At 37.1% G+C, this 12949-nt stretch carries 11 protein-coding genes; 5 read left to right on the top strand and 6 right to left on the bottom strand.

What is annotated here, in order from left to right:
* The 5 genes from ACOH2D_RS02780 to ACOH2D_RS02760 form a co-directional block, all read right to left on the bottom strand.
* A complete protein-coding gene (locus tag ACOH2D_RS02780; RefSeq protein WP_449534298.1) occupies positions 1-822 on the bottom strand; it encodes an SDR family NAD(P)-dependent oxidoreductase in 822 nt (273 codons plus the stop codon).
* 508 nt (positions 823-1330) lie between these two features.
* The gene (locus ACOH2D_RS02775) at positions 1331-3238 is read right to left on the bottom strand and encodes a S9 family peptidase (RefSeq protein ID WP_449534297.1); all 1908 of its coding nucleotides are present in this window, start codon (positions 3236-3238) and stop codon (positions 1331-1333) included.
* A 247-nt stretch (positions 3239-3485) separates the two neighbouring features.
* A complete protein-coding gene (locus ACOH2D_RS02770) occupies positions 3486-4460 on the bottom strand; it encodes an NAD(P)H-quinone oxidoreductase (protein WP_449534296.1) in 975 nt (324 codons plus the stop codon).
* An 82-nt stretch (positions 4461-4542) separates the two neighbouring features.
* Positions 4543-5136, bottom strand: a complete 594-nt coding sequence (locus ACOH2D_RS02765) for an FMN-binding negative transcriptional regulator (protein ID WP_348038026.1) — start codon at positions 5134-5136, stop codon at positions 4543-4545.
* Between the two features lie 89 nt (positions 5137-5225).
* On the bottom strand, positions 5226-5678 hold the full coding sequence (locus ACOH2D_RS02760; protein ID WP_449534295.1) for a DUF1569 domain-containing protein: 453 nt from the start codon (positions 5676-5678) through the stop codon (positions 5226-5228).
* A 141-nt stretch (positions 5679-5819) separates the two neighbouring features.
* Here ACOH2D_RS02760 and radC point away from each other — a divergent pair, with 141 nt between their 5' ends.
* The 4 genes from radC to ACOH2D_RS02740 all read left to right on the top strand — a co-directional run bounded on the left by radC (position 5820) and on the right by ACOH2D_RS02740 (position 9695).
* Entirely contained in the window at positions 5820-6518 is a 699-nt protein-coding gene (gene radC / locus ACOH2D_RS02755) for a RadC family protein (RefSeq protein WP_348038030.1), read from the top strand.
* 240 nt (positions 6519-6758) lie between these two features.
* Positions 6759-8060 carry a polysaccharide deacetylase family protein gene (locus ACOH2D_RS02750; RefSeq protein ID WP_449534294.1) on the top strand — a complete coding sequence of 434 codons (1302 nt, stop codon included), beginning with the start codon at positions 6759-6761 and terminating at the stop codon, positions 8058-8060.
* Positions 8050-8739 carry a YjjG family noncanonical pyrimidine nucleotidase gene (locus ACOH2D_RS02745; protein ID WP_348062830.1) on the top strand — a complete coding sequence of 230 codons (690 nt, stop codon included), beginning with the start codon at positions 8050-8052 and terminating at the stop codon, positions 8737-8739. Before ACOH2D_RS02750 ends, ACOH2D_RS02745 begins: the two co-directional genes overlap by 11 nt.
* Before the next feature lie 68 nt (positions 8740-8807).
* The gene (locus ACOH2D_RS02740) at positions 8808-9695 is read left to right on the top strand and encodes a hypothetical protein (RefSeq protein WP_449534293.1); all 888 of its coding nucleotides are present in this window, start codon (positions 8808-8810) and stop codon (positions 9693-9695) included.
* A gap of 411 nt (positions 9696-10106) precedes the next feature.
* Here the strand turns inward: ACOH2D_RS02740 and ACOH2D_RS02735 are convergent, their stop codons facing one another.
* A complete protein-coding gene (locus ACOH2D_RS02735; RefSeq protein WP_348036045.1) occupies positions 10107-11387 on the bottom strand; it encodes a replication-associated recombination protein A in 1281 nt (426 codons plus the stop codon).
* Between the two features lie 524 nt (positions 11388-11911).
* Here ACOH2D_RS02735 and ACOH2D_RS02730 point away from each other — a divergent pair.
* Entirely contained in the window at positions 11912-12718 is an 807-nt protein-coding gene (locus ACOH2D_RS02730; RefSeq protein WP_348036044.1) for a rhomboid family intramembrane serine protease, read from the top strand.
* Positions 12719-12949: the final 231 nt, after the last annotated feature.

Genomic DNA, 12949 nt, shown 5'->3' with positions numbered 1-12949 from the left:
TTACTTTAACAAATCTTGAATTGTAAAATCAGGATCTATTACGTCTTCAATGATTTCTGCGGGATGATAAAAATCTTGAGGAGTTGATGGATAGTAGCTTCTTACAATTCCTTTGTCGATATAATACCCGATACGGGCATCTCTGGTAGGTGTTGTATCGGAAAGTAAATCAATAGCAGTATCCGCCACTGTCTCTGGGCTGACCGCATCTTTTACCTGGTTAGCTCTAACGGCATCCATCATTTTTTCAGTTGCGACAGTGTTGGGATATAATCGATATAGTTTAACATTTTGAATCCCCTCTTTTTGTAGTTCCTTTTCGATATGAAATAGTCCTGCAGCAAGCCCCATTTTAGCAACGCCATAGCCAAGAGAATTACCTAATACTTGAAGTGCCGCTTGAGAAACAATGGTCAAGATTCTTAAGTCATTGTTTTTCTCTTCCTTAAATCGGCCCGCTAAATAGTGTGCTATTTCATAAGGCGCTTTCATGTCGAGCTCTATCAGTTTCCATATATCCGCAAAGGGAGTATCCAATGAATTACCTTGCCAAGTGCCAGCATTATTGATAAATATATCGAGACGGCCATGGGTTTTGTAAACACTTTCAATCACGTCTTTCATGGCGTCGATATTGGTAATGTCCGCCGATTTAATATCTGCTTTTCCGCCTTGTTGAAGGATTTTCTCTTTAGCTTTTTCCAGTTTCTCTAGTGTTCTTGATACTAAATAAACATGGGTGCCTTGGGTTGCCAAGGCAGAAGCGATACTGAGACCAATACCTTCGCTTCCGCCAGTGATTATGGCTACTTGATTTTTCATCGTTTTAATTTATTAGATTCAAATTAAGTTAAAACTCCTGCCTGAAACTAATCGGGCAGGTATGTACTTTATCTTCGAAAAATTTTGACACGAATTTCACGAATTTTCACAAATTCACTCATCAAAGAAAATCTTGTGTAAATTGTTTACTATAAATTTCACGAAGGCAGCAGACTTTCAGTCTGTTGAAATATTATACGACACCTTCGTGCTTAATTATTATACTTTATTTGTTGTTGTCCGATTAAAACTCTCAGTATGTTGCAAAGGCTTCTATAAATTATAAATAAAGGTTTCTAAAGTTTTATTCGATTACAAGCTTCTTTTGTCTTTTTTGCAAACACTTATAAAAGACATTAATTTTAGAAGTAAGTTTAAAAATAAATCATACGCTTTCAATCATTTACGACAAAAGTCTATTTTCTATGTTATATCAACGCAGTGGTCTTGGTTCTTTTATCGGACAATAGTTACTTTATTTAAATACTCACTATGTTGATGCAATCACTTAAAGGGTCTCCTTAAGCCATTTAAAAAATTCGTTTTGCCATACCATTGCATTTTGAGGTTTCAAAATCCAGTGATTTTCTTCAGGGAAATATAAGAGTTTGCTCTTAATTCCTAACATCTGCGCGGCTTGATAGGCACCTAAACCTTGCTCAATAGGCACACGGTAATCTTTTCCACCTTGAATGATCAACATAGGTGTATCCCACGTTGAAACGTTGGTAATTGGGTTAAACTCGTTATAGGCTTTTAAGGCAATTGGATTGTTTTTGTCCCAATAGTTTCCTCCAAAATCGTTGTTCACAAAAAACAATTCTTCAGTGGTGCCATACATGCTTCGCGTGTCAAAAACGCCATCATGGGAAATGAATGATTTAAAGCGTTTGTTGTGAATTCCCGCTAAATAAAAAACGGAGTAGCCTCCAAAACTGGCACCAACAGCGCCTAAACGATCTTTGTCTACATAAGGTTCTTTGGCAATAGCGTCAATGGTTGATAAGTAATCGTCCATAACCTGACCACCCCAATCTTTGCTAATGGCTGCATTCCATTCGACACCATGTCCTGGCATCCCGCGACGGTTAGGAGCAACCACAATATAGCCTTGTGAAGCCATCAATTGGAAATTCCAACGGTAGGAATAAAACTGTGATAAAGCAGATTGTGGCCCACCTTGTGCATATAATAAAGTTGGATATTTTTTAGTGGCATCGAAATTTGGCGGTAAAATAACCCAAACCAACATTTGTTTGTCATCGGTTGTGGTTACATAGCGTTTCTCAACTTTTGGCAGATCGATACTTGCATATAAGTCACGGTTAATATTCGTTAATTCTTTAAAGGTTTTGTCCTTCAAATTAAAACTGAAAAGCTCAGCTGCATGGTTCATATCGGTTCTTGTAACCAAAAGTGTATTGTCTTTTTGAACCACGATACTGGTCACGTCAAATTGACCTTTAGAAAGTTGTTCAACTACGGGAGCAATACGTTTTTTGCCAGGATAGTTCACCTTGAAAATCTGAATAGTGCCATCAACAGGCGCTGTGAAAAAGATATTATTACCGTCTTTATCCCATAAAAAACTGTTGACAGTACCATCCCAATTCACAGTTAGGTTTTGTTTCACGCCATTATTTAAAACAACAATATCATTTTTGTCGCTTTCATTGCCATCGGTTTTCATCTGTAACCAAGCCAAAGTACCTCCTGAAGAAAAAGCAGGATTGGTATCGTAGCCTTTGTTGGCTTCCGTGATGTTTTCAGTGGTTTTAGACTCCAGATTATATTTGTAAATATCGGTATTGGTGCTGGTAGCGTAAGCTTTCCCCTTTAGTTTTTTGCTGACGTAATATATGCTTTTACTATCGGGAGACCAAACATAATCTTCATCGCCACCAAAAGGTCGTTGAGGTGTGTGGTAAGGTTCATTAGGCATTATATCGGTGCCGGTAGCATCATCTGAACCTTCTTTTTTATAGAATAAGTGGTTATAGCTTCCATCTTTCCACGTATCCCAATGGCGAATATCCAAATCTGAAAAAATATACACATCCGATTTTTCTAGGTTTTTATAGACATCTTTGCCCTCGATGTCTTCAATGTGAACTTCCTTATGAAACAATTTGTAGTTCCCGTCAGGCGAAATGTTTTTATCTTTTACTTGAACATCTTCTTTTTTTATTTCGACAGCAATACCTCCCGTAACAGGCATTTTATAGTATTTGGAGTCGAAATTGTTTCCTTGGATATTTGGTGTTTTCGCTTCGTAAAAAAGTGTTGAGCCGTCTTTGTCCAGTCCCATTACGCTTAGGCGTTCTACTTTCCATAAGAGTTCGGGGGTCATTTTTTGTTGTGCCAACATTAAACTACCACTCAACATTAAGCATATGATTAGGAATGCATTTTTCATAATTGTTTTTTTAAAAATTGAATTTTTGATTATAGTGTGTGATTTTTTAGGAAAGTCAGTGATTTTATATGGGTGTTTTTTCGACTTTTATACATGTGTAAATTTAGAGATTTTCTTTTGTTTAAGTGCTTGATTTAGAAAATACAACCTGCTGCAATGTTTTTTGTCATTAATTCAGCATCTAATTTTAAACCATTTGTTTTAAAAACCAAGGTGTTAACCCGTTCAGCATCAAGCGACGTCGTTGTTAATCCATGGTTAATAAAATCTTCCCGATGTGATTGCCGTTTTCCATAAGACGATGTGCTTCTGCGGCATCTTTCAATGGGAATGTTTTGTAAATAACAGGATGGATTTGTTTGGAATGGAATAGGGGCCAAATCTTTTGCTCCACCGCTTGTGCAATTTGCGTTTTTACTTCGGCAGATTGTGGCTTTAAAAAGCTTCCTGTTAAGTTCAGGTTCTTACTCATGATAGTGCGCAGGTCGATATTAACCTCCATATTTTTCATCCCGTTGATATTAATCAGACGGCCTTTTTGATTAAGAATTTCAAGATTCTTTTGCGTATAATCGCCGCCGACCATATCCAATATGACATCTATTTTTTCGTCTTTAAAAACTTTTTCGAAAGCTTCTTTTTTGTAGTTGATAACCGTTCCGAGATTCATTTTATTTAGAAAATCGGTTTTCTCATCACTTCCGGCAGTGGTGTAAATTTTGAATCCCAAAGCCTTGGCCATTTGTAAACCCATGGTGCCAATGCCGCTCGTGCCGCCGTGTATCAATAGTTTTTCGCCGGGCTGAAGCTTGCCCAAATGAAACACATTGAACCAAACCGTAAAAACCGTTTCTGGAATTCCAGCCGCCTCTGTTAAACTGATGCCTTCGGGTACGGGAAGACAATGTGAACTATCCACTGCAACAAACTCGGCATAACCACCGCTTGCGATTAGAGCACAGACTTTATCGCCAATTTTTTTATCTTTTACATTTTCGCCGACTTGTATTATTTCTCCAGAAACTTCCAAGCCGGGAATCAAGGTTTCCTGAGATGTTTTACCGTAGAGATCTATATTTTGTCGGGTAATCACGTCGCTCCGATTCACGCCAGCAGCTTTCACTTTTATTAAAACTTGATTTTTGTCCGGTTTTGGTTTTGGGCTTTCCTGTAATTGCAATACTTCTGGGCCACCAGATTTTGTAATATTAATAGCTTTCATGGCGTCTGTTTTTATAGATTAAAGATAAAATATTGTGGAGCGCTTCTCTTCTTGCGAAAGTTCATCTGTAGGTGTTATATAGTTAAAACACCTCGTCCAAAAATGCCTTTATACTTTCCTGATTGGCACGGATTAATTCGTTTTTTGCGCTTTCAATATCACTCGGTTTTTTGTCTTGTGAGAGTTTGAATTTGCCTTCCCAATGGGTAATGTCAATTTCAAAGCCTCTCACATAATTGATGAATTGTGCCATTCGTGGATTATCAGGTTCCAAGATGTATTTATGGTCGGGAGCTTCCACAAAGGAGGTCATCTCAATCATCGATTGCTTAATAGTTTTCTCGTCCTTGATTTCATTGACCTTACCTTTAATATGAACCCTAATATAGTTCCAGGTTGGTAATTGTGTGGTGCTATAAATGCTTGGAGAGATATAACACTGCGGGCCAGAAAATATAACGGTAACATCGTTATTATCTTTTAATAATTCTGCTTGGGGATTATATTTATCCAAATGTCCAATCAATTTTCCTTCAGAATAAATCAAAGGTAAATGGGAAATCAATGGCACGTTGTCCTTAACGGAAACAAGCATGGCCAACGGATACGTATTGATGACTTTAATCATGTGCTCACGATGGTCATCTTGATGTTGTTGTGGTGGGTAATTAGGCATGTTGTCATTCCCACGAAGGTGGGAATCTTATGAAATTGTGTTAATATTTTTTTTATACGAAATTGAAATTTAACTCGAAACCAAAAACCTCAAACCCCAAACTGCCGTAAATGATGATCCAAGTGTTTGTATTGCATTCGGCCCCATTGGTCGGTGTTAAAATGTCCAAAAAACGGATGCTCTGGCCAATGCATGTTTAAAGCTTTATTGTGAAATTCGTTAATGGTGGCTTTTAATTTGTCACGTTCAACGGCAAAAACATATTGGTCAGTCACTTTGAAATCTTTGGGTGTAGTGATGTTTTCTGGCCAGGGTTTGTCATTGTACATTATGGGTTTGTATAACTTTAAGACCATTCTTTTTAAAATTCCTATGTCTTCAGAAAGTTCCATTTTTCCTGTAGCCACCAATAACGGCATTTGACAATGTTTGACCATTTGCGCCACATCCATTTTACCCCAAATAGGATTAGATTTTTCCGTCAAATTGTCAATGCGGATCAAAATTTCCTGATGTGCTTTATGGTCAAATAGAGTTTGCATCCGATGTCATTAATAAATTGGTTTATAAATTTACAATTATTATCTTTTCTTTAATATTTATTGCCTATTTTTTGTCAACAAAAACGAGCACTTCTGTAATAATGAATAATTTAATAACCACTTAAAATTTATTTGGCATCTATGTCAGAAAAACAACCTTCATTTTCCATAAAAAACTGGTCGCAAGACGATCGGCCTCGTGAGAAATTAAGAGATAAAGGAAAGTCAGCATTAAGTGATGCGGAGTTGGTGGCGATTTTAATAGCGTCAGGAAGCAGAAATGAAAGTGCTGTTGAGCTCTGCAAACGTATTTTGGCGAGTGTCGATCATAATCTGAGTGCTTTAGGAAAGTTGTCCCTTAAACAGCTTACGGAATTTAAAGGCATTGGTGAAGCGAAGGCCATAACCATCATAGCGGCTTTAGAATTGGGAAGACGACGTAGGGGAGAAGAGGCGTTGCAACAGGATAAAATTGATTCGAGCCAATCGGTTTTTGAACTCATGCAACCTATAATTGGTGAATTGGCTCATGAAGAATTCTGGATCATCTACTTGAATAATTCCAATAAAGTCCTCCAAAAAAACCAACTGAGCAAAGGCGGCATTACGGGAACTTTAGTCGATGTGCGATTGGCGCTCAAAACGGCTATTGAAGTGGGTGCGGTTGGCATTATTTTAACCCATAACCACCCTTCAGGAACCTTAAAGCCTAGTGAAGCCGATAAGCAAATCACACAAAAATTAAAAAATGCAGGCGAGAGTTTGGATATAAAAGTGTTGGATCATCTGATCATTACTGAAAAAGCATATTTTAGTTTTGCAGATGAGGGAATGTTATAAAACTCAATGGTTAAATCCCAATTCCCAAACTCCAAACTCCAAATTCCAAAGGTTTTGTCTCTAGCTAAAGAAATTAAGTTTGCTTAACTCTTGAACATGAGGAATAATGAAAAAACCATAAATTCTAAAAGTGTAAGCATAATAAAATCTTAAAATTTAATTCATTGCCAAATTCAAATACTTTAGAAAAGTTCCTGGTTTGGAATTTGGAATTTTTAACTTTGGAATTTACAAAAGTCAATGTTACTAGTTTATACCCATAAAATAACCCCGCGATTAACCTATGCTTTTAAGCATGTTGTCTTGCGCATTTTGAATGTTCCTGTAAGTTTCACAACCAAGATTGAGGAATTTATCGCACATGACAGCGTGAAAATTTCCTATACTAAAACGCCCTTGAGTAGTGAGTTATTTATAAGAAGTCATGAATTATTATTTGAGCAAGGATTGTCTGATTTGGACATCAATGTTCAGGATTGGGGTACCACAAAATGTTTTTTCTCAACCTCTGAAAAAAGTAGTTTGCCCTTTGATATTTTTGCGGCTACATTTTACTTGCTGAGCCGATATGAGGAATATTTACCGCAGGTAAAAGATGAATATGGTCGGTTTTTAGCGACAGAAAGTCTAGCTTTCAAGGAAGGCTTTTTGCACCAACCTGTCGTCGATATTTGGGCCTATAAATTTAAGAACGCTCTTCAAAGGCAGTTTCCAGATTTTGAGTTTCCTGTTCGGAAATACAATATACAGCCAGTTATTGATGTCCCCATGGCCTACTATTTTAAGGAGAAAGGTTTATTGAGAACTTTTGGCGGGGCGTTAAATGATCTGTTCACGTTAAAATTAAAACAGTTTTACCAACGGTTTCAATCTTTGGCCGGTTTTAAACGCGATCCTTATGATACGTTCAAATGGATCGTGACCAAACAAAAGCAAACTCCTAATAAGTTTATCGTGTTTTTCTTGATAGGTGAATATTCAACTTACGACAAAAACATCAACATCAACAAAAAAAGGTTTGTGTCGCTTATTAAATATGTGGGCGATTATTGCAAAGTTGGGTTAAAAGTATCTTTTTTGGCTTTAGATGATATGGAAATGCTTAAAAAGGAAAAACGAACCATGGAAGCGACCACAAATTACCCTTTGGAAGCCTCAAGAAATTCGTTTTCGAAGTTGAATTTGCCGGAAACTTATCGAAACCTCATAGAGTTGGAAGTTAAACAGGATTTTACAATGGGGTATATCAATTATATGGGATTTAGGGCAGGGACTTGTACGCCGTTTCAGTTTTATGATTTGGATTTTGAAATACAAACTCCCTTGCAAATTAATCCGTTTAATTGTGTGGATTTCGCCTTTTTAAAGCGGCAGTCCCTATTAGACAAAAAACAGGATTTACAACGGTTAATTCAGGAAGTGAAAAACGTTGATGGAACGTTTATTCCCGTGTTTCACAATTATGCCTTTAGTGATTTGGAGCGCTGGAATGGATTTCGGGAATTATTTAAAATGGTATTAGAATCAGTAGATGAAGATTAAAGCTATTAAACACGTTTTTTTTGATTTGGATCATACGCTGTGGGATTTTGATAAAAATTCGGCCTTGACTTTTGGTAAAATTTTTAAGATGCACAATCTTGATCTCCGTTTAGAGACGTTTCTTGAAGTTTATGAACCTGTGAATTTGAGATACTGGAAACGCTACAGCCATGACGAAATTGATCAAATGGAGTTGCGTTATGGCCGATTACGGGATACTTTTAAAGAAATCGGGTTTGGTGTCGATGAGACCTTGATCCATAATCTGTCTGTGGATTATATTAAATATTTGTCAAGTTATAGTCATCTTTTTGATGGTACACTTGAGCTTTTGCAGTATTTACAGCCCAAATACCAAATGCACATCATTACCAATGGCTTTGAAGAGGCACAACTGAAAAAGATGAACTCTTCTGCCATTACCTCCTATTTTAAAACCATTACCAATGCCGAGATGGCAGGTGTGAAAAAACCAAATCCTATAATTTTTGATCACGCGCTAAAAATCGCCAATGCGCAATCTCATGAGAGTATCATGATTGGCGATAATTATGAAGCGGATGTTTTAGGAGCCTTGAATGTAGGTTATGATGCTATTTTTTTTAATTACAGAAAAGATCCAACACAACCCCACATTAAGCAAATCAATCATTTGTCACAAATTAAACTATACCTCTAAAGTTTAAATATTTTTTTTAATACTCAAAATGTTATCTTTATACTCAAATTAATATATCCAAGTATCCTATGAAATCAGTATTAAGTATATGCGTCTTTTTAATGTTATTCAATGTTAAAGGGATCTCTCAAGAAGGTGTCAATGCCTATAAATATGTCATTGTACCAACCTCCTATAATTTTTTAAATGAACCCGATCAATATCAAGTCAACTCTTTGACGAAGTTTTTATTTGAAAAACTCGGATTTACCACTTTAATGGCAGATGCTGAGTTTCCTGAAGATCTGAACAATAACCGTTGTCTCGCTTTGTATGCGGATGTTGAAAAGCATAAGGCGTTTTTAAATACCAAATTACAAGTGCATTTAAAAGATTGCAATAACAAAACGGTGCTTTCTTCAAAAATCGGCGAATCCAGAGAGAAAGAATATAGCAAGGTTTATAATCTTGCGTTGCGGGATGCCTTTAAGAGTTTAGACGACCTTAATTATACCTATCAACCAAGCGCTACTATCACGTCAAAAGGCACAAGTCAGACTTCTGTAGCTGCTGATGAATCTAAAGCTCAAGCAGAAATCGAACGATTAAAAAGAGAAGTTGAGGCCTTAAAGGATAAACAAATTCAAGATGCTGTTGTGGTAACAGAGGTCGCTAAAAATGTACAGGTGGAAAAAGTCCCGTCAGAAGTAAAAGAAGCAGTAAAGCCTAAGATAAATGAGCCTACAAAATCAGATGCAAAATCTCAAGTCTTATCTGCAAACCCGGTTGAAAACGGTTACACCATAACAGATGCATCTTCTAAAGTAGTTTATCACTTGGTTTTTTCTGGTAAGGAAGATGTATATATCGTTAAAGGGCAAGATGCCATTGTTTATAAAATGAACAACGCTTGGATCGTTTCAACCGCCAATGATTCTGGAGTGTCCATGAAAAACCTGAATGTGAAGTTTAATTAAACTTAAACATTCTTTAAAAAAATAAATTCCCCAATCTCGATTATTGTCAAGATTGGGGAATTTTGTTGGTCTCAAATGTAGTTAAAAGCCCGCCAGAATGTAGATCAGACTTAGCGCATCTCACTTTAGCCTCTAAAAAGTTTTGACACGAATTTCACGGATTTTCACGAACTTACTCGTACACTGAGAATGCTAGCTCTAATTTATTACTGTAAATTTCACGAATGTAGCAGACTTTTAGATTTTTAAAAATCCGCGCCAGTATGTTTTTAGTGCTGTTATAGCACTTTAGTCCATTGACCCGTGATCTGACCGAATTCATTAAAACGATCTTTTTATGTCTATTTTCTATATTCTATTTTCTACCCTCTAAAATCTACCCTCTAAAATCTACACTCTAAGTCCTCCCCTCTAATACCCATACTTATCCTTCCAACGCTGTCTTAAAAACTCACGTTGCGCATTTTCTCTGGCGTTATTTCCAGGACTGTAAAGCTGCGTGTTTTTGATTTCGTCAGGAAGAAATTCCTGTGGCGCAAAGTTGTTCTCGTAGCTATGCGCGTATTGGTAATTATCGCCATAACCCAATTCTTTCATGAGTTTGGTTGGTGCATTCCTGACCGATAAAGGCACCGACAAGTCGCCCGTTTGTTTAACCAATTGTTGCGCTTTTCCAATAGCTTCATAAGCCGCATTGCTTTTTGGAGACGTTGCCAAATAGGTGGCACATTGACTCAATATAATTCGTGATTCCGGATGCCCAATGACCGAAACAGCTTGAAAAGTCGTATTCGCCATTACCAAAGCCGTCGGATTCGCATTGCCAATATCTTCACTGGCTAAAATAAGCATGCGTCGGGCAATAAATTTGACATCCTCGCCACCTTCAATCATTCGTGCCAGCCAATAGACCGCTCCATTAGGATCGCTCCCACGAATGGACTTGATAAATGCCGAAATAATATCGTAATGTTGCTCCCCAGTTTTATCATAGCGCACCGTATTGCTCTGTACTTTTTGGAGAACACTAGCATTAGTAATGACAATCTTTTCGTCTTCGCCATATGACGTAATGATGAGCTCAAAAATATTCAAAAGCTTACGGGCATCGCCACCAGATAGTCGCAATAATGCTTCCGTTTCTTTGAGTTGGATGTCACGTTTTGAGAGAATTTCGTCTTCAGTAAGGGCTCGGTTTAATAAAGCTTCCAAATCCTTTTTGTCAAAAGAATTCAGCACATATACCTGAGATCGGGAGAGGAGCGCGGGAATAACCTCAAAACTTGGGTTTTCAGTAGTGGCGCCAATCAGCGTTACCCAACCTTTTTCAACCGCTTCCAATAACGAATCCTGTTGCGATTTACTAAATCTATGGATCTCATCAATAAACAATAATGGATTTTTGGCCGTAAACAGTCCGCCACTGTGTTTCGCCTTGTCGATCACTTCCCGGATGTCTTTAACACCAGAATTAATAGCACTCAATTTGTAAAATGGACGGCTAGATTCGTTGGCAATAATATTCGCCAAGGTCGTTTTTCCCGTTCCTGGAGGCCCCCAAAAAATCATCGACGGAATCACACCGTGTTTGATATGTTGAGTTAAAACCCCTTTATCGCCAATCAAATGGGATTGACTCAAATAATCCTTTAAGTATTTTGGTCGTAATCGTTCTGCCAATGGTGCGTTCATAATACAAATTTACGTCAATTCCTTTGAAATAATTAATAAGGCGTTACACTATTGCAAAACGATGTTTTCAAAGCGAAGCGGTCTTAATTCCTTTGGGCATGCCTTTTTTGTGAAGGACAAAAAAGTCGTGCTCTCGCGGCTCAATCTTTTTGTTTTGAAAAAAAACAAAAAGGATTTCAAACAAACCGCTCCATCACTCATGCAGCGACGTTATAATTTTCAGAAATAGATTCAATGGGTATTAAAGTCTTTAAAAGTTATTGGCCTTATTGTCTAGTTGTTCGGTATCATAAGATTTTTTTGGTATCCTTCTTCCAAGTTTTGTTTTGGTTCAAAACATTTAAAAACTCTTATTTCGATTTATTTTGACCATTGAATTTAAACCAGATGAGATATCATGCTCTACTTCAATTTCAACTTCAACTTCAACTTCAATTTCAACTTCATGTTCGCATAATAGATGACAATTTTTCATATTTCGAACAAATGGAGTCTAATTTGATAAGAAACCTTTAAATTTAACCATGAGCAATCAACAACAGTTTAAATATTCAACGAGCGTCGTGGCCTATCCCGTCTTCTTTTTGATGCTTATTTGGGTAGTGTTTTGGTTACAGGTTCGGTTTTTTCCCATCATAAAAACGTTGGGCATCGTTCCTCAAACCTTGACAGGATTAAGAGGGGTAATCTTAAGTCCACTCATTCACGGAGACATTGAACACATCTATCACAATAGTATTCCAATAGTGGTGCTGACTATGGCTTTGTTTTATTTTTACAGGCCCATTGCATGGAAAGTCTTGCTCTATGGTGTACTGCTTTCTGGGTTAATTACGTGGCTTATCGGAAGGCCTGCCAACCATATTGGTGCGAGTGGTCTTATTTATGTCCTCATTAGTTTTATCTTTTTTAAAGGAATTTTTGCCAAACATTTTCGGTTGGTCGCATTATCCTTAATGATTATATTTCTCTACGGAAGCATGATTTGGTATGTGTTTCCCATTAAGGATGGCATGTCTTGGGAAGGGCATTTAGGCGGACTCATAACAGGTTTATTGTTTGCAGTAATATTCCGAAAATCCATTGCCAAACCAGAACGTTACGTATGGCAAGAACCCTCGTATAATGAAGATGACGATCCTTTTTTGAGGCATTTTGACGAAAAGGGAAACTTTATCGAGAATTTGGAACCTGAAAATGTAATTGAACTTGAACTCGAAGATGAAATTGAAGGTGAAATCGATACTTCGACTATGCTCGGTAGCCAAGTTGAAGAAAGTGCGATCACTCCAAGAGTAAATTATATTTTCAAGGAGAATCCAAAGAGTTAATTAAGCATCTTGAAATCTCAACGTGATTCGTTTGGAACTTGCAACCGAACATCTTTAATTATTTCGAATACTAAGGCTTTTCCTATGTCAATACTAATAAGTTTAACTTTAACAATCAACAATCTTTACGTCCGAATACGCTTAACTTCAAAAATTAAGGTCTAAGCTCTTTGTGCAGCTTTGATTTTCCTTAGTGCAACTCTGTGTTATAGTTTAAGGATAGCAGCAATG

Source organism: Gelidibacter sp. (assembly GCF_053579655.1).
Note: the sequence above shows the minus strand (reverse complement) of the source record. Positions and strands in the feature narration are given on the sequence as shown.

Bases quoted from the DNA above. Each gene is read 5' to 3' on its own strand.
- ACOH2D_RS02780 (WP_449534298.1), bottom strand. From the start codon at position 822: ATGAAAAATCAAGTAGCCATAATCACTGGCGGAAGCGAAGGTATTGGT.
- ACOH2D_RS02775 (WP_449534297.1), bottom strand. From the start codon at position 3,238: ATGAAAAATGCATTCCTAATCATATGCTTAATGTTGAGTGGTAGTTTA.
- ACOH2D_RS02770 (WP_449534296.1), bottom strand. From the start codon at position 4,460: ATGAAAGCTATTAATATTACAAAATCTGGTGGCCCAGAAGTATTGCAA.
- ACOH2D_RS02765 (WP_348038026.1), bottom strand. From the start codon at position 5,136: ATGCCTAATTACCCACCACAACAACATCAAGATGACCATCGTGAGCAC.
- ACOH2D_RS02760 (WP_449534295.1), bottom strand. From the start codon at position 5,678: ATGCAAACTCTATTTGACCATAAAGCACATCAGGAAATTTTGATCCGC.
- radC (WP_348038030.1), top strand. From the start codon at position 5,820: ATGTCAGAAAAACAACCTTCATTTTCCATAAAAAACTGGTCGCAAGAC.
- ACOH2D_RS02750 (WP_449534294.1), top strand. From the start codon at position 6,759: ATGTTACTAGTTTATACCCATAAAATAACCCCGCGATTAACCTATGCT.
- ACOH2D_RS02745 (WP_348062830.1), top strand. From the start codon at position 8,050: ATGAAGATTAAAGCTATTAAACACGTTTTTTTTGATTTGGATCATACG.
- ACOH2D_RS02740 (WP_449534293.1), top strand. From the start codon at position 8,808: ATGAAATCAGTATTAAGTATATGCGTCTTTTTAATGTTATTCAATGTT.
- ACOH2D_RS02735 (WP_348036045.1), bottom strand. From the start codon at position 11,387: ATGAACGCACCATTGGCAGAACGATTACGACCAAAATACTTAAAGGAT.
- ACOH2D_RS02730 (WP_348036044.1), top strand. From the start codon at position 11,912: ATGAGCAATCAACAACAGTTTAAATATTCAACGAGCGTCGTGGCCTAT.